Raw genomic sequence first — 19,357 nt, forward strand, 5'->3', positions numbered from 1 at the left:
CGCTTAGAAAAAACGTCTCTACCCCTATGAAGAGGCAATCACAGATTGGGGTTTAGCAAAAATCATCCGGCCCGCAGAGGTTTGCAAGGCAGAAGTGACAATCACCCCTAACTCTTCCCCAATGTGTTCTTTGCCTTCTTCAACCACCACCATCGTTCCATCTTCGAGATAACCTACCCCTTGGGTGGGTTCTTTCCCTAGTTTGAGAATTTTGAGGTCAATGGTATCTCCAGGTAAATAAATGGGACGAATGGCTTGAGCAATATCATTAACATTGAGAATGGTAACCTTTTGTAAGTTGGCCACTTTACTCAAGTTATAGTCATTGGTTAAAAGGGTTCCATTGATTTCTTGAGCAAGATGAACTAACTTAGCATCAACTGTGGGTATATCTTCGTAGTCAGCAGAATGAATTACAATGCGTTTCGGGAAAGAATCCTGCATTCTGTTTAAAATATCCAACCCCCTTCGTCCCCTGACTCTTTTTTGATCGTTGCTACCGTCGGCTAACTGTTGTAACTCTTGTAGCACAAATTGGGGGATTAAGATTTGTCCTTCGATAAACCCTGTATGCAGCAGTTGTTCGATACGACCATCAATAATACAGCTAGTATCCACAACCTTAGTGGAGGCTGCTTGTAAAGTACCTTCCGCCACCAATAAAGTTTCAATGCTGTTAGGGTTGATTAGTCGCAAAAAAGTACGGCCATGGGTATCGGCTAAGCTAACCCCCATAAAGGAAAATACTACACTCCCTAAAATAGCTGTCATGGGCTTAATAAAAGCAACCTCTTTGGGGATAGGCAACAGAAAAATAGGGGCTAACATTAGATTGGCAATCAACAGACCAATGACCAAACCCACTGCTCGTGTCAATATAACTTCAATGGGTGTGCTACTAATACGGGTTTCCAAACGCCGATATGTGTTTTGGGCGACTAAGCCAAAGGCTAACCCCAAAATGGAGGTAAACCCGGCTGCTAACCACCGTAAAGCGTCAATATTCGAGATTTGTCTTTGCACATCCACAGGAAGCAAATCAACGCTATCAAAGCCTACACCGGCGGCTGCTATGATGAATATGAGAATAATAATGGCATCAATCATAGTTTTGATTTTAACCTATAATTTTGGTAGTTGAGAGGGAAAAATGACGATATATTTCTACCTGATTTAGATTATTTTATCCATTATATCCGTCTCATCTAAGCAATTATTATGGATTCTTAATCCCTTGCTGACCATCTTACTCTGATAAATTCAGTCATGTGGCTAAAAATTTGACAACTTTTAAGAATCTATGGACTTTCTCATCCCTGTCTCCGCTTATCTTCATATTCCCTTTTGTCGTCGTCGTTGTTATTATTGTGATTTTCCTATCTCTGTTTTAGGAGATAAAACAAATACTAATACATCGGGTTCAATTTCAGAATATGTTCAATTTCTCTGTGAAGAAATTAAGATAACTCCTACTTACAATCGACCTTTAAAAACAGTTTTTTTCGGAGGAGGTACTCCTTCTCTGTTACCTCCCCGTTATTTGGATAAAATTTTAGCGACATTAGACCAGCAGTTCGGCATCTGCGCTGATGCAGAAATATCTATGGAAATAGACCCTGGGACTTTTAGTTTAGAACAATTATCTGACTATAAAACATTAGGGGTCAATCGCTTTAGTTTAGGTATTCAATCTTTTGATGATAAATTACTAGAAAAATCTGGTCGTTTTCATCGTTATAAAGATATTGAACAGTCTATTGATTTTATTTATAAAACTAATATTATAAATTTTAGCTTAGACTTGATTTCTGGTCTTCCTTACCAAACTTTAGAAGATTGGAAATCTTCCTTAGAAAAAGCGATTAAAATACAGCCTAGTCATATTTCTTGTTATGATTTAGTATTAGAACCAGTAACCGCTTTTGGTAAACAATATAAACCAGGAAAGTTTCCTTTACCAGATGATGACAATACTATGCTTATGTATAAGATGGGACAAAGAATATTAACCGAAGCAGGATATGAACATTACGAAATATCTAATTATGCTCAACAAGGTTATCAATGTCTTCATAACCTTGTTTACTGGGAAAATAAGCCTTATTATGCTTTAGGAATGGGAGCAGCAAGTTATAGTAACAACCAAAGATTTACTCGGCCAAGAACTCGTAAAGACTACTATCAATGGATAGAAAAGTTAAAACAATCAGATTATTCCTTGGATTGTGATTATTTAGACACAATTGACATTATCTTGGAAACATTTATGTTAGGTTTGCGATTAAAAAAAGGAGTAGATTGGTCAAAAATATATACATCTTTTGGAGAAGATATTATAAAATTAATTTATAAAATACTCTTGCCCTATTATCAACAAAAATTAGTTTATTTTCAAGATATTAACGATAAGTTTATCACAGAAATAAAGGATAATAATTTGCATGATATAAACCGAGTCATGCTCAGCGATCCTGATGGCTTTCTCTTATCCAACACTATTTTAGCAGACTTATTCGCTCAGTTAGAATCTACAATTTTAGAATCTACAATTTGATTTTTTCAATTAATAATTTCTGAGCACCGATCCACTTGCATTCATTTTTTGATATTATAAGAGAAAGCCTGAACGACTTCTTATCTAAAAGTCAAAGGTATAACCATAAATAATCCTAAAAAACTAAGGAGGAAAATTACGTTGTTAGACGAAAAAGCAAAAAAAACGATGCTGCTAAAAATTCCCCACGGACTTTACATTTGTGGAGTCAAAGACGGAGACAACCTTAATGGTTTTACTGCCAGTTGGGTGATGCAAGGTTCTTTTAAACCCCCGTTAGTTATTAACTGTGTTAAAAATGATTCGAGTTCCCACGAAAGGCTCAAAAAAAGTGGTGTTTTCTCTCTAAGTTTCCTAGAAGATGGACAAAAGGATTTAGCAGCTAAATTTTTTAAACCTCAAAGTCGTGTGGGTAATAAATTTGAAGATGTGGAATTTTATGAAGGAGAAGAAACAGGATGTCCCATCATTAAAGATTCTTTGGGGTATGTAGAATGTCAAGTGGTAGGAGCAGTTGAAAAAGGAGATCATACCGTTTTCGTCGGTGAAGTGATTGGTTCAGGAATTCACCGAGAAGGTAAAGGTTTAAACCTAGAAAGTACCGGATGGCAATATGGTGGATAATAGTCAATAAATTGATTATTATCCGTGCAAAATCAGAATTTTTCATCACTGTAAAATAGAAACGATCATGCCATTAATCCAAGTAAAAACATCAGTTTCTCAGCCAGAATCAAAAGTTGTTGACTCTTTGCTAACAACCTTATCAGCTAAACTAGCACAACATTTGGGTAAACCTGAATCTTATGTTATGACTTCCTTTGATGCAGATGTTAAGATGACTTTTGCAGGAAGTTTTGACCCCGTTTGTTACCTAGAAATTAAAAGTGTTGGTAGCATGAGTTCCCAACAAACTAAGTCCATGAGTGAGGATTTTTGTCAAGTCGTTGAAAATACATTGGGGGTTGACAAAAATCGGACGTATATCGAATTTGCCGATGCGAAAGGTAGTATGTGGGGATGGAATGGTAGGACTTTTTAGTTAGTTTTTTCTCTATAAGTTTAGTGTTGGGTTTAGTTACTTTAACCCAACCTAATTGTTTATTTGATATTACTCAATTTTTCATTTTTCATTTTTACTAACTCTTGTGATGCTTCTTGCCAGTAACTTAATTCTTCTTTAATATCCATATTCTTGATTTCTTCATAAATCTTTTGACCCCCTAAACATTTCATTTCGACACAATCAAACTGTTTAACCTTCATAATTAATTACCTCTAAAGGGGAATAGATATCGATTTGGGAACTCTATCTACAGAATTCTTTGAATAATTTATTATATGATGACAAAATTTTATTAATTTTAATAATAATTTTATTGCTTTGCTTGTGTTTTCCAGAACTCTAGAGGATAAGGGAATTTTGCCTAAAATTAAGCTAAACTAGGATAAAGTGATGAATAGCCCAGATAACTTAACTTTTGTTGGCTATTGATTTGTGCCAGAACCTATTGAAATAGATAATAATGATGCACCCTGAATTACAGAACGCACTCCAACAACGTCGGGCCTTGAAAATCATTAGTGGTTTGACTAATTTCGATTCTAGTAACGTTTCGGCGATCGCAAAAGCAGCACAAGCAGGAGGAGCAACTTTTGTCGATATTGCGGCCTATCCTAGTTTAGTCCGTCAAGTTCGTTCCTTGATTGATTTACCTATTTGTGTATCTGCGGTTGAGGCTCAATTATTAGCCGATGCAGTGGAAGCTGGAGCAGATTTAGTCGAAATCGGTAACTTTGACGCTTTTTATGCCCAAGGAAGACGGTTTGAAGCCCCAGAAGTCCTGGAATTAACCCAAAAAACCCGTGCTTTGCTCCCTAATACTACTCTTTGTGTAACAGTTCCCCACATCCTACCTTTGGATGAACAGGTAGCATTAGCAGAGAAGTTGGTGGAAGTAGGGGCAAACTTGATTCAAACCGAAGGAGGAACCAGCAGTGATCCCACCCACTCGGGAACTTTAGGGCTAATCGAAAAAGCAGCCCCGACTTTAGCCGCCGCCCATAGCATTTCTCGGGCTGTATCTGTTCCCGTTATCTGTGCTTCGGGACTATCCACTGTCACCGCACCAATGGCTATAACTGCCGGTGCTTCAGGGGTTGGTGTGGGTTCTGCTATCAACAAACTCAATGACGAGGTGGCCATGGTGGCTGCGGTTCGTTCCTTGGTAGAATCTCTACAAAGTTCTATTAAGGTTAACCTTTAACAAGTAATTGATCATCTCCTGATAAATCAGGAGATATTGATTTTTCATCTTTACAAAATCAAAGGTTTATGGACACAAGACCAGAGTTCATAACACATTTATCAAGAAAAATATTTAACTCAGGTTGAACTTGATAATAAAATAAATGAGTTGAGTACAAGATTTCAATAGTTATTAAATAGGATTTGCTGAAAAAGTTTCTCCAAAATTTATGCCACTTTTGACCAAGAATTTTCTGACAAATCAATAAGTTTTAGTACATGAAAATTGTTTAAAGTATAATCAAAATTAATGAAAGGCGGTTTGATGAGTTCCCCTGTTCTATTATTAGTAAATAAGGACAAAAAAAGCGACAAAAACTGCCTCAGAAGTTTAGAAAGATTGACAACTAAAAATGTAATAGCAATAGATGTAATGGAGGTTTCAGGGAGTTTTGTCATCACGAGATTTAGGCTAAATCTTCGTTTAGCTTGTCCAAACTTTCCCTCAATAGCATTACGGAAGCATTCATCGGAGTGGGCTTGTTTCTTTTCTTCTTCACTGACATTTTTCGGAGGTCTTCCTAACTTCGGACCACTGATTCTTATCCCTCTTTCCTTACACCAATTTCTGTTTTCCCTAGTTCGATAAATTTTATCTACATGGACGGATTCGGGATAATAGCCAAACGTTTCTTTATACTTTTCTACTTGTTCTTTTAAATGACAAGATTCATTGAAGTTTTCCCAACTTATTTTGTCTAGAAACACATAGTTATCTACACAGCTTACTGAGAGTTTAGCTCCAAACTCTATTGGTTTTCCTGCTTTTCCCCTCACTATTGGACGAATATGCGGTTAAGTTAAACTTACAATTCTTTGAGGAACACTCTGGGTCTTATTCTCCCACATTGACTGTTGTTGTTCATAAACTTTTTTGATAGTCTCTAGACAATTTTTCTGTCTTTTACTCAGATTTTCCAGGGAAGCCCCAGCTTGAATTAAGTCTTCTATATTTCCTAAATTTTTCTTAAGGTATTTTAACTGTTTCCCGATAGCTTTTCTTCTTTCTTGATAAGATACTTTTCGTTTTTTAGCTACTTTTAAGTATTCCTTTCTAGCAATTTTTCTAGAAGTTCTCGGCTTTTTTCTCAATTTTACTCTTAATGGTTTATAAAGATTATCTATTATTCTTTCTGTCTCAATTCTGGCTTGATTTAATATGCCTAAATCCGTTGGGTATTTGATGTCTGCTGGCGCACAAGTCGCATCTAAAATTAGTTTACCTTTATTTTTTATTTTTTCTCCTTTTTCTTGGAGACAATCCTTTTTTTTTACTTCTTTATCACTCTTGTCTATTTCTCTTTTTACTATTTTTTTATTGATTTTGTTTATCAATTCTCCATCAATTCTTTTCCTAAAATAAACTAGCATTGAAGATTCCAGTGGTGGCTCTTGTTGATAACAATTTAAACCTATAAAGTATTGTAGATAGAGATTTTCTCTAATCTGTTCTATAGTTTCTCTATCACTTGTTCCTAATTTTTCCTTAATAATTAATGTCCCTAATGCCATTCTAAATAGTTTGGCTGGCGCACCTTTTTCTGCTGAAAAAAGTTTAGCATATTCTTCCTCAAAATCATCCCAAGGTATCAACTCTGCCATGATTACCCAACGATTATTGGGGGACAATTTGCCCTCGAAAGGTAATTCAAATTTTTCTGGGGGCGGTAAAGGTTGCTCCTCTTTTCGATACATTTGTTCTTGACCAACAACTGGGAGGTGTTTCTACCAATTATAGCGGTTTGTAGCCGACAAAGCTGATCTTTTTTGCGATCGCGAATATGGGTGTAACCTTTTAAAGAATAGGGTTTTGCTTTTATTCAGCAAACCCCAAATAGTTACCCTCTGGACAAGTTTATCAGCCATTAACTGTCGTCAAAGTCTCCTTGTAGAAGATAACCTCAGATTGGATGAAGATCAAAGTTTCGGGTTATTAAAACTCTATCCCGATCCTGTGGATGATCCCCCTTCTTTGCAACAACTCGGTCAATTGTGGCAAACTTGGTTTAACAAAGGGGGTTATCCCTCCTCCAGCAAATTAGCCACCCTTATTCAACAAGTGGCCGAAGGGAAGCTTAACCAAGTTGCTGAATTACGCTTACAACTACAAGACTTAGCGGCCGAACAACAAATGACTGAGGATGAACAAAACCCCACAAATGCAGAGGATATAACTTCCTCTCTTGAGTTGGTTGCGGAAGAATTACCAGAATTTCAGCCAGAACTTTTGAGTGGTGAGTTAGAACAAAACTCAACGGCCACAGATATTAGGTGATTTCCAAGAAAAAGTTTCCCACCCATTCTCAGAATCTGTTTGTAGAACATCTCAAATAAGCGAAAAGGGAAAAATAAAAAGTTGTTCGCGGATACTTTCCGCGAACAAAAACCTCCCTATCTAAAAGAAAGAAATACGCTAACTTTTAAATTAGCTTTGACTATTTTTAAAAAGGAAATTCACTTAATTTTACACTCTTATTAACTTTTTAGACTAACTGGGTCTAATCAAAATATCCCATTTAGGTAAGTGAGGATTACGTTCTAAATGTTTCTCAATTTCCTTCATCTCTTTTTTCGTTAAAGAAATGCCTTTTTGATAAACTTTTTTACTTAACTTAACTATCGGATTTAAGCCTTTCCATGTCATAGTTTTTACCCAAGCTAACATCGTTTGAGCCTTTCTCAGAAGTGTTCCGTTCCAATGCCTCTCTAAAATTCCCCAACATCTTTCTATGGGATTATATTTACTGTGATAAGGAGGAAAATATAGTAATTGAATAGATTTCTTAGTTTGGTCGGCAAACTCTACCATTCTCTTCAAAAATTGCCTTCTTATTTCACTATTTTCTGCTCCATTATCAACTTTAATTTGGATGTTCTCTAGTTGCTGCTTTTCAGTTATACTAAGACTTGTCCACCATTGCTCCAAGTTATCTACCATGAAATCACTCGTTTTATAAGAACTTCCAAAAGTTACATAAAGTTGCCCTGTATCTTCATCTACAATCCCACAAGGAACGTATTTTTCTTTAGTTCCCATATCATGATCTTGAGCTTGATTATAACCTCTGGTTTGTCCGCCACGTGAATATTCTCCTATTTCCACAGTTGCTTTACAATCCATACTTAAACGTTTCACAGAAGGGTCTTTTTTTCTATCTTTTTTCTCTATATTCTCGAAGATAGCGTCCGTCTCCGAGATTTTTTTTTAGGTTTAGCTTTTACCACTTTTCTTAATCGATAGCCCAAACGATTTAAAATATCTGCCATTGTCGAAGCAGCAGGAACCTCCTCTCCATTATATCCTAGATTTCTTAATTGTTTAATGGCTTCAGCCGCCGTTAATCTTGTATAGGCAATGGGGTTATTAAATGTGGGGTTTTGTTGTGCGTGAGCTTCGGCTATTTCTTTCAATGATTGGGCAACTATTGGGTATCTTTCCTCCCATTTTTTACATCCACTATTGACTGATTGTAATCCTAAACACACTATCCCAGTTCGTTTTTCATGTAATCCAAGTTGAACATTTTTTCTCCCTCAACCAAACACGATTTCGGTTTGTCTGGCACTTCCTCCACAATACTTGAGACACATTTCAGCTTGAAATGAACGACGCTCTGCTCCCGTCATTTTTGAGGCTGCTAAACGTAAATCATCGACCATCGACGGGGTTAAGGGATTATTTGTCTGTTTTAGCTTCAATTTACTCTCTCTAATCTTTTTACCTCTTCATTTTAATCTATTTCTTCTGTTTTTTCAGACAAGCCAATTATGAAATTTTAAAGTTGTGTACCAAGATCCGCTAACTCTCTGTTCCTTTTATTTCTTGAAAGCCTTTAGTCCAAGCGATTACCCCCTATGGGAAAAGCTTTCTCGGAAATCACCTAATCAGAAGTGGTTTAGATACAATAATCGCTTGTTTTTTCTTTCTACAATAATATATTAAACCCAAAAGCCCAGGGATATAAAAACCATCTTTAGAAAGCTGGAATAGGGCATTACCACCACCAATCCAATAGGTCATAGTCCCACTAAATGGCATATAGATTAGAAAAGCCCATAAAGCTGTGCGAGGATAATTGTAACAGACTACAAACAAAGGAATTAGTAACCCCACTGAACCACCAATTTTAGGACTGATGCTAAAACTAAGAGGAACACCAACAAGAATAGCAAAGAACAGGGAAAACCCTATTAATCCCATTAGTTTTCGTCTAGTTGCTTTTGCTTTCCGTTTTTGTGCCAGTTTATCTTTGATGTCAATAGGTGAATTATCTGCTTGCCGTTTTCTTGATTGTCTTCTTCTTAGGGAACGGGTCATTAGATATACAAAAGTTTTGACTATCCTTATAAATTATACCCAATTATTTTAACATTTTTCTCATTTTTCTGACTATTATTTCTACTGTGGACTATTTGCAAGAGAATTAATCACTTTTGATTCAAAGTATTATGGTGATCTTATGATATGATAGTTAGTTCTAAACAGGTTAAACTTGATTCCTATGACCATCTCACCCATTATTTTAACTTTAATCATTTTATTATTAGCCTTAGTTAGCTTTGTTTGTGAATTTTTTCCTGTGGATACCACAGCCATTGCCATTACAATTTTATTGATTTTATGTAAATTAGTTACCCCTGAACAGGGACTTTCTGGCTTTAGTAATTCGGCTACAATTACAGTGACGGCTATGTTTATTTTAAGTGCAGGAATTACCAGAACAGGAGGATTACAAATTGTTCGAGATTTACTATTTCGATTGGGTGGTAAAAGTTTAAAAAAGCAAATTGCTGCTCTGGGAATTATTGTAGGATTCATCAGTGCTTTTATTAATAATACAGCAGTTGTTGCCGTTTTTCTGCCAATTATAGAAGGTTGGGGTAAAAAGCGTAAAATTTCTTTGTCTAAATTACTAATTCCTCTTTCTTATGCGGCAATTTTAGGGGGAGTTATTACTATTATTGGAACTTCTACTAATATTTTGGCTAGTGGTTTATCAGAGAAATTAGGTTACGGTGAATTTAGTATTTTTTTGATAACCCCCATTGGAATTCCTGTCTTTTTTATTGGACTATTTTATTTGACTTTTATCGCTCCAAAACTCTTACCTGACCGTAAATCTGTTAATAATAATGGTTTGGATGTTGATTATGATATGAAAGACTATGTTAGTGAGATTATTATTACTCCTCGTTCTAGTCTGATTGGACAAACCTTAAGACAGAGTGGAATTCAAAGAAAGTTTGATGTTGATGTTCTAGAAATAATCCATAATGATATTCATTTTCCTCAACCTTTAGCAGATAAAATTTTATCCTTGGGGGATATTTTATTGGTAAGAGGAAGTAAAGAAGATTTATTACAAGTTAGAGATGAAAGAGGGGTTGATATTTTAGCTGATGTTAAATTTGATAAAGATGAAATTGAAAAAGAACTGAGTTTTGGAGAGGATAAAGTTGCTGAAGTTCTTATTTTATCTAATTCTCGTTTAATTAGTTCAACTTTAAAAGATTTACGCTTTAGACAACGCTACAATGCCACGGTCATTGCTATTCGTCGAGGGGAAGAATTGTTACGAGAAAGATTGGGAAAAGTTCGCTTAAAATTTGGGGATTTATTGTTAGTACAAGGACCGAGAGAAAGCTTTATTGGATTACAAACAACTAGGGAATTGTTAGTATTAGAAGAAAGAGAGGTGGAAACTTTAAGACAAAATAAAGCTTACATTGCGATCTCTATTGTTTTTGGGGTTGTTATTGTAGCGGCTCTGAATATTCTACCTATCTTGGTTAGTAGTTTAGTGGGGGTGATGTTGATGATATTTACGGGATGTTTAAAACCAGGAGAAATTTATGGGGCAGTCCGTTGGGATATTATTTTTCTTTTAGCAGGACTAATTCCTTTAGGTATTGCTATGGAGACATCAGGAACTAATAAATTAATTGCTGAGTATATTGTAAGTTTAGGCTCTTATTTACCCAATTATTTAATTCTAGTTATTTTCTACTTTTTTACATCTTTACTAACTGAAGTTCTCTCCAACAATGCTGCTGTTTTATTGATGTTACCTGTGGCTGCTGAAGTAGCTAAAAATCTTGGTTTGAATCCTATCTCTTTCATGTTGGTGGTTATGTTTGCTGCTTCAAATAGTTACATGACACCCATTGGTTATCAAACTAATACAATGGTTTATGGGCCAGGGGGTTATCGCTTTTTAGACTTCACCCGTGTAGGACTTCCCCTCACCCTAATATTTACTTTTATTGTTCCTTTGTTGATTATTTTTGTCTATGGACTTTAAATTAATTTATGCCATTTTCATTAACTCAGACTACGGATGTTTATATGCTAGGGTTCAACCCTGAGCTTAGTCGAAGTGTTGAACCCTATGGAAATTGGTATTATAAGAATTTACCCTTCAGCTAAGAGATAAAAGAAACCAGAATTTGTTTAATCTTAATTACTTGTGAGTAACATATAAAATAATCAAGTATCTGATAGCTTAAAACTGAAAGCACAGGTGAATCTATCGATAATAGCGATGGTATTGGTAATTAGGTGCAACACGAGAATTACGGCCACGGTTTCGATAAGTTTGGTAGGGATTATAGTTATTAGAGTAACCGCAATTGTAACAAGAACCCCGTTGATCTCTTTCAATTCTAATTCTTTCTCTGAAGGTATAATTTCCCCTATCTCCATAATAGGAATTACCTCGAGAATAATTATTACCTCTTCTTGTATTCGGTGCAGTAATTGTGCGATGAATTCCAGGACTGGGACTGATACGCATTCGGTGAGGATAGGCTAAGGTTTCTGTAGCTAAAACCCCTAAAGATAGGGCCATTCCTAAAAATAAACTTAAGGGTTTATTGATCATTGGTCTTTACCTCGACTCTAATGAGAGAATCTTAATTTTTTCGTAGATTCTTCTACCTCTATTTTACACCTTTTATTAGTAGTCCTTCGACTGGGAAGATTAACAAGCGTCGAATCATCAGTAATCAATGCACGTTTAGGAAATATATCACCAAAGCGACGGCAACGGATAAAAAATATTTTAATCAGTTGACTAAGAAAATAAAATAAAAGTTATGTTGTTATAAAAAGAGTAAAGTAGGCAACAATAATTAATGACTGCGATCGCTTATCATAAGGTAATCTAGAAAATAGCATAAACTATCTTTCAACTATTTCATCAAACCAAAGTAATCCTATGGGGACTGATAAGCGCATTTGGCTCTACGATACCACCCTCAGAGATGGGGCCCAACGGGAAGGAATTTCCTTATCCTTAGAAGATAAACTGAAAATTGCTCGTCAACTGGATAAAATGGGTATTCCCTTCATTGAAGGGGGTTGGCCAGGGGCTAACCCTAAAGATGTGCAGTTTTTCTGGAAATTACAAGAAGAACCTCTCACTCAGGCCGAAGTAGTAGCCTTTTGTTCCACCCGTCGCCCCAATAAACTAGCAGCAGAAGACCCCCTCTTAAAAGCGATTTTAGCCGCCGGAACCCGTTGGGTGACCATTTTTGGTAAATCTTGGGATCTCCACGTCACAGAAGGGCTAAAAACCAGCCTAGAAGAGAATTTAAACATGATCGCCGACACCATTGAGTATCTCCGCAGTCAGGGACGGCGTGTCATTTACGATGCAGAACATTGGTTTGATGGTTATCTGAATAACCCTGAATATGCCCTAAAAACCCTGAAAACCGCCAAAGAAGCCGGGGCAGAATGGTTAGTGTTATGCGACACCAACGGGGGAACCTTACCCCAGGATGTCACCCGTATTATTCAAGATGTGGTGACTGCCTTAGATATTCAACCCGACAATGGTAGTCCACAATTGGGTATTCATACTCATAACGACTCAGGAACCGCCGTAGCTAACGGGTTAGCTGGTGTAGTAGAAGGGGTGAGAATGGTACAGGGAACCATCAACGGTTACGGGGAAAGGTGTGGTAATGCCAATTTATGCACTTTAGTTCCTAATTTACAGTTAAAAATGGGTTATCACTGTTTAGCAGACAGGGAGTTAACCCAACTGACAAAAACCAGCCGTTTAATCAGCGAAATGGTTAATTTAGCCCCGGATCATCACGCTCCTTTTGTGGGACGTTCTGCCTTTGCTCATAAAGGAGGCATTCATGTGTCTGCGGTACAGAAAAACCCTTTGACTTATGAACATATTAAACCAGAAAATATTGGTAATGAAAGACGAATTGTTATCTCAGAAATGGCTGGTTTAAGTAATGTTTTATCTAAGGCTAAAACCTTCGGGATCGAATTAAATAAAGAAGATGCTGCCTGTCGAGAAATTTTAACCAGAATAAAAGAATTAGAACATAAAGGCTATCAATTTGAAGTGGCAGAAGCTAGTTTTGAACTATTAATGCGTCAAGCTTTAGGGCAAACAAAAAGCTTCTTTCAGTTGCAAGGATTTCAAGTTCATTGTGATATGTTGTATGGGGAAGGAATGCCCTATAGTAATGCCTTAGCTACTATTAAACTAACGGTTAATGGAGAAGATAGATTAGAAGCAGCAGAAGGTAACGGGCCCGTTTCTGCTTTAGATAGTGCTTTACGCAAAGCGTTGGTCAATTTTTACCCAGAAATTGCTCAATTCCATCTCACAGATTATAAGGTGAGAATTTTAGATGGAGGTGCCGGAACTTCAGCCAATACTAGGGTTTTAATTGAGTCGAGTAATGGTCATAAACGCTGGACAACCGTGGGGGTTTCTGCTAACATTTTAGAAGCGTCTTATCAAGCAGTAGTAGAAGGAATTGAATACGGCTTATTGTTACAATCAACAATTAAAAAGCCAGCTAAATCACTGTGAATAAAAACATAGATGATATTCTCTATTCAAGATTTATGATGACAACATATATCGCTTATGAAACATGGATAGTCCTATTAATGAGTTAAGAGAAATCGCTCAGAAATATCAACTACAACAACCTGAATTTCAGTTTCAAAAGAACGAGGATAAATGGCAATGTAACTGTATTATTGCTTTTGAGGAGACTATAATAACAGAAACCCAACTCGGACAAACTAAAAAGGAAGCCAAAAGAAAAGCAGCAAATGCTCTTTTACCTATTATCAGGAAACTTGTAACAACAGAAGAAGTTATTCAATCTGACTCATTAAAGTCTAGAATCAAAAAATGGTTCAAAGATTTTAGGCGAGATTGGAATCAAAAATCTAATATTGAAAATGCTGAAGCTATTGTCAACATTTTTGTTGGATTCATCGCACTAATCACAGCGATTAACGCTGCCAGAGTATATATTGATTCCCAAAGAAGACAAGATGAAATTGCCACAAGAAGAGATTTATCAACTTATAAAGATTATGGGGAATATTTGAAAACTTATCATGAGACTATTCAACCTAATATCAGTCAATTTTTGAATGATTTTGAGATTAACTATATTAAAATACCAAGTACAGATAATTCATCACCAACAATTATTATGTTAGGGAATATTGATAGAGAAAAAGAAGTAATTAACATAAAAGAAAGTAAAAAAAAACATTCAAATGAATTACAAATTTCCCAAGTAAAACAATTATCTATTGAAGAAAAAATTAACAAAATTAACAAGCAACTTCCTACAAAAGAAAACTGCAAGAAAAATGAAAAATATCAAAAACAATTTTGTTTTGATATCATTCCTAGCAGTATATCTAGTTCAATAAAGCTTCCAATATTATGATAATATTGAAAAGGAAATTGAAAACAAGCAAATGGCTAAAATTGTTACGATTCATTTTGTAAATGATAAGCAACAATGTGAGAAACTAAAAATAAATATTGGAACACAGGAAAATCAGTGTTTTCTTTTGAATAAAGAAGGTGATATAAAAAAGACTAATAAAAGATATACTAATGCTTGTGATTCACTCTTACAATTTACCAAAACCCAGACTGGAATAGAAGTTTTTTATTCAGATATATTTCAAGGTTATAGAAAAATTCATCTGTTTTATGAGTCTTTAGGGTTTGGAATTAAGAATGATTTAATCCAATTTAATACAATTTTTAATTTATTTACTTATCCCGCAGTTTGGGAAGATGATAAAGTAACAATTTGGGCTTCCTTTGATCCTTTTTTTGAACTTGAGAAGTGTTTGAGGGATAATTGGTTTGGAAAGGATAAAGAATTAGTAGATTTTTCAAGTAACTTTATTCAATTAGGTACTAATTATTATTATGCTAGAGTTTTTAATAAATACGAAGAACTAAATTGTAGAAGATGGTGGCAATTGTGGAGAGGAGATAATAAAAATGAATGTGGAAACTTAGAAAAGAAGATACATTTAATCGAAAAGTATGCGTTAACCGAGGGAGCTTCTTTTGAGCTATATAATGATCCGAGTATCTGGTTTAAGACAAAAAAAATATTGTCATTTATGAAAAAGAATGCTGCTGAAATTATTATTTTATTGTTATTTATAGGATTATTTTTACGGTATTTCAAAATCTTAATAAAATTACTAAAAAAATATTAACCCTTTAAGAAACATTAAATATCTAATACTGATTAATCATCATCTGATATTGACAATGATAATTAATCAGATCAACAATATGTCAACAAATTACTGTAATTTTTGATAACTCAAAACGGTATTTTGTAATAACATGGCCACCGTCATCGGTCCAACACCCCCAGGAACAGGTGTAATATAACTACTAACTTGAGCAACAGAATCAAACTCAAAATCACCCACTAATTTAGATTTTCCGTCTTCTGTCATAATACGATTAATGCCCACATCAATAGCCACTGCACCGGGTTTAACCATGTCCCCCGTAATTAAATTGGGTTTTCCTACAGCAGCGATGATAATATCCCCTTGACGAGTCATTTCCCCTAAGTCTGGGGTACGAGAATGGGCCATCGTCACCGTGGCATTTTTTTCCAACAACATCAAAGCCAACGGTTTACCCACTAAAATACTACGCCCTACTACCACAGCGTGTTTGCCAGCAACATCTAGGTTATACTCTTCCAATAAAGCCATCACCCCTGCCGGTGTACAACTGCGTAACCCATTCTCACCCCGTATTAAATGGCCTAAGTTCATGGGATGGAGTCCATCAGCATCTTTTTCAGGGGCGATCGCATGGAGTAACTTCACCGTATCTAAATGGGGAGGTAAGGGCAACTGTACCAAAATTCCGTCTACTCGTTCATCTGCATTCAATTGATTAATTAAAGCTTCAACCTCTTCTTGTGGCGTTTCTGTAGGTAAATGACGACCAAAAGAAGCAATTCCCACCTTAGCGCAAGCCTTTTCCTTATTACGAACATAAACAGCACTAGCCGGGTTATCTCCCACCATAATAACCGCTAAACCAGGAGGACGACCGATCTTCCCTTGTAACTTTTCAACGGTTATTTTCAATTCTCCCTGAATTTTTTGCGCTAATGCTTTACCGTTTAACAAAGAAGCAGTTTCAGAAGACATAGATAACATAATAAATGTGGAACGTAGGAGTAGTTTATGGTGTCCTATTGCTTAGCCTATCTCAAGACAGTTAATTTCAACGCACTGATCCTGAAAGTTTTAAACATTCGAGGGTTTCATGGTGGTATTTTTTCCCTTCTAGTCGGAAGTTTGATCGGTTGTACCCCAATGAACTATTTAGGGTTAGCGCAACCGTCTATTACCCCCATTGGAGAACTTTCCTCCCAACCATCTACCGTTACTACCGTAACCACCCCGGAAGAGGCTATTATCTATTTAGAGGGAAAAGTGGTTGATAGTGCGCCGTTTATGGGTAGCGGTTCTTATCAACTACAAGATGAAACAGGAACCGTCTGGGTTCTCACCAATGGAACTCTACCCCAGACAGGGGAAACCGTACAGATCACGGGAAAAGTTACCTATCAATCTATTCCCATCGGTGGTCAAGATATGGGAGAGTTGTATATCTTAGAAGTTGAAAAACTAGGGGCTAATATCCCTGAGAATACCTCAACTGTTCAACCTGTTGTTGATACTGACACCGAAGTTAAACCTATTTCTCAACCCGATCCTAATGAGTTTCTCCTCCCCCACAAAAGTAACACCAAGTAATATTCCTTCCGTCGCTTTGGCTATTCTCTATCAAGATGGTCGCTTTTTGATGCAGTTACGGGATAATATTCCTACGATTATTTATCCCGATCGCTGGGGTTTTTTTGGGGGTCACCTTGAACCCGGAGAAACCCCAGAAATTGGGGTTAAACGGGAGGTTTTAGAAGAGATTAATTACAAAATTGAAAACCCTATTTTCTTCCGTAATTACGACGATGATGAAGCGTTCCGCCATATTTTTCATGCCCCTTTAACCGTCTCTATCGATGATTTAATTTTACGAGAGGGGGCCAACTTAGGTTTCGTTTCTCCTGAAGAAGTTAAAAAAGGACAATGCTATTCTAAAAAACTGGGAGATGTTCGTCCTTTGGGTAAAATTCATCAAGAAATATTACTTGATTTTATCTCTAAGTAATTATACGCAGTGAGGGGAATTCTAAATTCTAAACTTTAACACTTATGCTCAAACAATTAACAAATGTTATAGTTGCTGTGATGATGGCTTTTTGGATAGGGGCGATCGCTATTTTTTCTATTCAAAATATTACGGGAGTTTCCCTAAAATTTCTATTCTGGGAATCTATTGAACTACCCATAGGTGTTTTACTCTCCTTTTGTCTAGGGGGAGGTTTAATTGTAGGTAGTTTCTTACCTTTTCTCTTGAAACCTTCAAGACGTATAAGAAAACAACGATGATAGCAGTTTGTATCTCCATAGATTAATGACTTAAAATATTGATAAACTCACCTGAAAATACTATGAGTAACCCCAACATTTTACTGGTTGAAGATGAAGCTAAACTTGCTCAATTTATTGAGTTAGAACTAAAGTATGAAGGCTATAATGTTACAGTGGTTAATGATGGGTTGTCTGGACTCTCTAACGCCAGAGAAAGCGATCCTGACCTCATTTTATTGGATTGGATGTTACCAGGAATGTCGGGGGTAGATATTTGTAAACGACTGCGACAAACTGGGAATAATGTTCCTATTATCTTATTAACCGCTAAAGATGATATCGGCGATCGCGTGGCCGGTTTAGATGCAGGGGCCGATGATTATATTGTTAAACCTTTTAATCTAGAGGAATTATTAGCTAGAGTCAGGGCAAATTTAAGAAGAAATCAGCAAGATGACCCGGATTTACTGGAATTTTTAGACCTAACCTTAAACAGTAACACTCGTCAAGTGTTTCGTGGCGATCGCTTAATCGAACTGACGGCCAAAGAATTTGATTTACTGGAATACTTAATGTCCCATCCCAAACAAGTCCTCACTAGAGATCAAATATTAGAAAGGGTATGGGGTTACGACTTTATGGGAGACTCTAATATTATTGAGGTTTATGTCCGTTATTTACGCCTAAAATTAGAAGCTGAAAAAGAAAAACGAATCATTCAAACTGTTCGCGGTGTTGGTTATGTTTTGCGAGATTAGATGGTTTCTACTCAGAAATTTCTTTTTTAATAATTTTAAAATTTTAATGATATAGTAGACTTAACTAATATATCTAAAAATACTTTAATTGAGTTATTGTCTTGAAGTGAATGATGTTAATTAATCTCATTTTCATCAACTTAGACTACATAAGGTTTGCTGAAAAAGTTTCTCCAAAATTTATGCCACTTTTGACCAAGAATTTTCTGACAAATCAATAAGTTTTAGTACATAAAAATTGTTTAAAGTATAATCAAAATTAATGAAAGGCGGTTTGATGAGTTCCCCTGTTCTATTATTAGTAAATAAGGACAAAAAAAGCGACAAAAACTGCCTCAGAAGTTTAGAAAGATTGACAACTAAAAATGTAATAGCAATAGATGTAATGGAGGTTTCAGGGAGTTTTGTCATCACGAGATTTAGGCTAAATCTTCGTTTAGCTTGTCCAAACTTTCCCTCAATAGCATTACGGAAGCATTCATCGGAGTGGGCTTGTTTCTTTTCTTCTTCACTGACATTTTTCGGAGGTCTTCCTAACTTCGGACCACTGATTCTTATCCCTCTTTCCTTACACCAATTTCTGTTTTCCCTAGTTCGATAAATTTTATCTACATGGACGGATTCGGGATAATAGCCAAACGTTTCTTTATACTTTTCTACTTGTTCTTTTAAATGACAAGATTCATTGAAGTTTTCCCAACTTATTTTTTCTAGAAACACATAGTTATCTACACAGCTTACTGAGAGTTTAGCTCCAAACTCTATTGGTTTTCCTGCTTTTCCCCTCACTATTGGACGAATATGCGGTTGAGTTAAACTTACAATTCTTTGAGGACACTCTGGGTCTTATTCTCCCACATTGACTGTTGTTGTTCATAAACTTTTTTGATAGTCTCTAGACAATTTTTCTGTCTTTTACTCAGATTTTCCAGGGAAGCCCCAGCTTGAATTAAGTCTTC

Annotated in this window: 19 protein-coding genes and 3 pseudogenes; 13 read left to right on the top strand and 9 right to left on the bottom strand. The window is 36.0% G+C overall.

Annotated features, from left to right (window positions below):
* Positions 1-24: 24 nt before the first annotated feature.
* The gene (locus tag CWATDRAFT_RS06905; RefSeq protein ID WP_007304331.1) at positions 25-1,107 is read right to left on the bottom strand and encodes a PIN/TRAM domain-containing protein; all 1,083 of its coding nucleotides are present in this window, start codon (positions 1,105-1,107) and stop codon (positions 25-27) included.
* Positions 1,108-1,300: 193 nt separating this feature from the next.
* Here CWATDRAFT_RS06905 and hemW point away from each other — a divergent pair, with 193 nt between their 5' ends.
* The 3 genes from hemW to CWATDRAFT_RS06920 all read left to right on the top strand — a co-directional run bounded on the left by hemW (position 1,301) and on the right by CWATDRAFT_RS06920 (position 3,596).
* Complete coding sequence (gene hemW / locus CWATDRAFT_RS06910; RefSeq protein WP_007304332.1) at positions 1,301-2,554, top strand: radical SAM family heme chaperone HemW; 1,254 nt, start codon at positions 1,301-1,303, stop codon at positions 2,552-2,554.
* A 141-nt stretch (positions 2,555-2,695) separates the two neighbouring features.
* Entirely contained in the window at positions 2,696-3,178 is a 483-nt protein-coding gene (locus tag CWATDRAFT_RS06915) for a flavin reductase family protein (RefSeq protein ID WP_007304333.1), read from the top strand.
* Between the two features lie 67 nt (positions 3,179-3,245).
* A complete protein-coding gene (locus CWATDRAFT_RS06920; protein WP_007304334.1) occupies positions 3,246-3,596 on the top strand; it encodes a phenylpyruvate tautomerase MIF-related protein in 351 nt (116 codons plus the stop codon).
* A gap of 59 nt (positions 3,597-3,655) precedes the next feature.
* On the opposite strand, the gene CWATDRAFT_RS38315 is transcribed toward CWATDRAFT_RS06920, so the two are convergent.
* Positions 3,656-3,820, bottom strand: a complete 165-nt coding sequence (locus CWATDRAFT_RS38315) for a hypothetical protein (RefSeq protein WP_198138937.1) — start codon at positions 3,818-3,820, stop codon at positions 3,656-3,658.
* A gap of 260 nt (positions 3,821-4,080) precedes the next feature.
* Between CWATDRAFT_RS38315 and CWATDRAFT_RS06925 the strand changes: the two genes are divergently transcribed.
* Positions 4,081-4,821, top strand: coding sequence for a DUF561 domain-containing protein (locus CWATDRAFT_RS06925; RefSeq protein ID WP_007304335.1), 741 nt, complete (start codon positions 4,081-4,083; stop codon positions 4,819-4,821).
* A 209-nt stretch (positions 4,822-5,030) separates the two neighbouring features.
* Here CWATDRAFT_RS06925 and CWATDRAFT_RS33095 read toward each other — a convergent pair.
* A pseudogene (locus CWATDRAFT_RS33095) lies at positions 5,031-6,557 on the bottom strand (IS5-like element ISCwa2 family transposase).
* A 115-nt stretch (positions 6,558-6,672) separates the two neighbouring features.
* Here CWATDRAFT_RS33095 and CWATDRAFT_RS06940 point away from each other — a divergent pair.
* Positions 6,673-7,137 (top strand): hypothetical protein, encoded by a 465-nt coding sequence (locus CWATDRAFT_RS06940; RefSeq protein ID WP_007304338.1) that lies wholly within the window; start codon positions 6,673-6,675, stop codon positions 7,135-7,137.
* A gap of 213 nt (positions 7,138-7,350) precedes the next feature.
* Here CWATDRAFT_RS06940 and CWATDRAFT_RS38320 read toward each other — a convergent pair.
* The 3 genes and pseudogenes from CWATDRAFT_RS38320 to CWATDRAFT_RS06955 form a co-directional block, all read right to left on the bottom strand.
* Positions 7,351-8,348 (bottom strand): annotated as a pseudogene (locus CWATDRAFT_RS38320) (ISAzo13 family transposase).
* Positions 8,349-8,396: 48 nt separating this feature from the next.
* Positions 8,397-8,522, bottom strand: coding sequence for a hypothetical protein (locus tag CWATDRAFT_RS41675; RefSeq protein ID WP_268742196.1), 126 nt, complete (start codon positions 8,520-8,522; stop codon positions 8,397-8,399).
* Between the two features lie 217 nt (positions 8,523-8,739).
* A complete protein-coding gene (locus CWATDRAFT_RS06955; protein WP_007304341.1) occupies positions 8,740-9,180 on the bottom strand; it encodes a hypothetical protein in 441 nt (146 codons plus the stop codon).
* Between the two features lie 184 nt (positions 9,181-9,364).
* On the opposite strand from CWATDRAFT_RS06955, the gene CWATDRAFT_RS06960 reads away from it, so the two are divergent.
* The gene (locus tag CWATDRAFT_RS06960) at positions 9,365-11,164 is read left to right on the top strand and encodes an SLC13 family permease (RefSeq protein WP_007304342.1); all 1,800 of its coding nucleotides are present in this window, start codon (positions 9,365-9,367) and stop codon (positions 11,162-11,164) included.
* Between the two features lie 225 nt (positions 11,165-11,389).
* On the opposite strand, the gene CWATDRAFT_RS06965 is transcribed toward CWATDRAFT_RS06960, so the two are convergent.
* Complete coding sequence (locus CWATDRAFT_RS06965; protein WP_007304343.1) at positions 11,390-11,743, bottom strand: hypothetical protein; 354 nt, start codon at positions 11,741-11,743, stop codon at positions 11,390-11,392.
* A 336-nt stretch (positions 11,744-12,079) separates the two neighbouring features.
* On the opposite strand from CWATDRAFT_RS06965, the gene cimA reads away from it, so the two are divergent.
* The 3 genes from cimA (at position 12,080) to CWATDRAFT_RS06980 (ending at position 15,387) form a co-directional block, all read left to right on the top strand.
* Complete coding sequence (gene cimA / locus CWATDRAFT_RS06970; RefSeq protein ID WP_007304344.1) at positions 12,080-13,708, top strand: citramalate synthase; 1,629 nt, start codon at positions 12,080-12,082, stop codon at positions 13,706-13,708.
* Between the two features lie 64 nt (positions 13,709-13,772).
* On the top strand, positions 13,773-14,591 hold the full coding sequence (locus CWATDRAFT_RS06975) for a double-stranded RNA binding motif domain-containing protein (RefSeq protein ID WP_007304345.1): 819 nt from the start codon (positions 13,773-13,775) through the stop codon (positions 14,589-14,591).
* Positions 14,592-14,622: 31 nt separating this feature from the next.
* On the top strand, positions 14,623-15,387 hold the full coding sequence (locus tag CWATDRAFT_RS06980; RefSeq protein WP_007304346.1) for a hypothetical protein: 765 nt from the start codon (positions 14,623-14,625) through the stop codon (positions 15,385-15,387).
* A gap of 90 nt (positions 15,388-15,477) precedes the next feature.
* Here CWATDRAFT_RS06980 and folD read toward each other — a convergent pair whose 3' ends face one another.
* Positions 15,478-16,350: a bifunctional methylenetetrahydrofolate dehydrogenase/methenyltetrahydrofolate cyclohydrolase FolD gene (gene folD / locus CWATDRAFT_RS06985; RefSeq protein ID WP_021830763.1), complete on the bottom strand. Its 873-nt coding sequence runs from the start codon at positions 16,348-16,350 to the stop codon at positions 15,478-15,480.
* Between the two features lie 168 nt (positions 16,351-16,518).
* Here folD and CWATDRAFT_RS06990 point away from each other — a divergent pair, with 168 nt between their 5' ends.
* From CWATDRAFT_RS06990 to CWATDRAFT_RS07005, 4 genes are all read left to right on the top strand, one after another.
* Entirely contained in the window at positions 16,519-16,962 is a 444-nt protein-coding gene (locus tag CWATDRAFT_RS06990) for a DNA-binding protein (RefSeq protein ID WP_232287027.1), read from the top strand.
* Entirely contained in the window at positions 16,925-17,377 is a 453-nt protein-coding gene (locus CWATDRAFT_RS06995) for an NUDIX hydrolase (protein WP_007304349.1), read from the top strand. The genes CWATDRAFT_RS06990 and CWATDRAFT_RS06995 overlap by 38 nt, the downstream gene beginning before the upstream one ends.
* 44 nt (positions 17,378-17,421) lie before the next feature.
* Positions 17,422-17,658, top strand: coding sequence for a lipopolysaccharide assembly protein LapA domain-containing protein (locus tag CWATDRAFT_RS07000; protein ID WP_007304350.1), 237 nt, complete (start codon positions 17,422-17,424; stop codon positions 17,656-17,658).
* Positions 17,659-17,720: 62 nt separating this feature from the next.
* Positions 17,721-18,398 (top strand): response regulator transcription factor, encoded by a 678-nt coding sequence (locus CWATDRAFT_RS07005; protein WP_007304351.1) that lies wholly within the window; start codon positions 17,721-17,723, stop codon positions 18,396-18,398.
* 180 nt (positions 18,399-18,578) lie between these two features.
* Here the strand turns inward: CWATDRAFT_RS07005 and CWATDRAFT_RS07010 are convergent.
* Positions 18,579-19,357, bottom strand: a pseudogene (locus CWATDRAFT_RS07010) (IS5-like element ISCwa2 family transposase); the annotation flags it as partial.

This window comes from Crocosphaera watsonii WH 8501, assembly GCF_000167195.1.
Taxonomy (GTDB): domain Bacteria; phylum Cyanobacteriota; class Cyanobacteriia; order Cyanobacteriales; family Microcystaceae; genus Crocosphaera; species Crocosphaera watsonii.

Coding starts and splice junctions, on each gene's coding strand:
- CWATDRAFT_RS06975 (WP_007304345.1), top strand. CDS start 13,773: ATGGATAGTCCTATTAATGAGTTAAGAGAAATCGCTCAGAAATATCAA.
- cimA (WP_007304344.1), top strand. CDS start 12,080: ATGGGGACTGATAAGCGCATTTGGCTCTACGATACCACCCTCAGAGAT.
- CWATDRAFT_RS06990 (WP_232287027.1), top strand. CDS start 16,519: ATGAACTATTTAGGGTTAGCGCAACCGTCTATTACCCCCATTGGAGAA.
- folD (WP_021830763.1), bottom strand. CDS start 16,350: ATGTCTTCTGAAACTGCTTCTTTGTTAAACGGTAAAGCATTAGCGCAA.
- CWATDRAFT_RS41675 (WP_268742196.1), bottom strand. CDS start 8,522: ATGGTCGATGATTTACGTTTAGCAGCCTCAAAAATGACGGGAGCAGAG.
- CWATDRAFT_RS38315 (WP_198138937.1), bottom strand. CDS start 3,820: ATGAAGGTTAAACAGTTTGATTGTGTCGAAATGAAATGTTTAGGGGGT.
- CWATDRAFT_RS06905 (WP_007304331.1), bottom strand. CDS start 1,107: ATGATTGATGCCATTATTATTCTCATATTCATCATAGCAGCCGCCGGT.
- CWATDRAFT_RS06980 (WP_007304346.1), top strand. CDS start 14,623: ATGGCTAAAATTGTTACGATTCATTTTGTAAATGATAAGCAACAATGT.
- CWATDRAFT_RS06920 (WP_007304334.1), top strand. CDS start 3,246: ATGCCATTAATCCAAGTAAAAACATCAGTTTCTCAGCCAGAATCAAAA.
- CWATDRAFT_RS07000 (WP_007304350.1), top strand. CDS start 17,422: ATGCTCAAACAATTAACAAATGTTATAGTTGCTGTGATGATGGCTTTT.
- CWATDRAFT_RS07005 (WP_007304351.1), top strand. CDS start 17,721: ATGAGTAACCCCAACATTTTACTGGTTGAAGATGAAGCTAAACTTGCT.
- CWATDRAFT_RS06965 (WP_007304343.1), bottom strand. CDS start 11,743: ATGATCAATAAACCCTTAAGTTTATTTTTAGGAATGGCCCTATCTTTA.
- CWATDRAFT_RS06960 (WP_007304342.1), top strand. CDS start 9,365: ATGACCATCTCACCCATTATTTTAACTTTAATCATTTTATTATTAGCC.
- hemW (WP_007304332.1), top strand. CDS start 1,301: ATGGACTTTCTCATCCCTGTCTCCGCTTATCTTCATATTCCCTTTTGT.
- CWATDRAFT_RS06995 (WP_007304349.1), top strand. CDS start 16,925: ATGAGTTTCTCCTCCCCCACAAAAGTAACACCAAGTAATATTCCTTCC.
- CWATDRAFT_RS06955 (WP_007304341.1), bottom strand. CDS start 9,180: ATGACCCGTTCCCTAAGAAGAAGACAATCAAGAAAACGGCAAGCAGAT.
- CWATDRAFT_RS06925 (WP_007304335.1), top strand. CDS start 4,081: ATGATGCACCCTGAATTACAGAACGCACTCCAACAACGTCGGGCCTTG.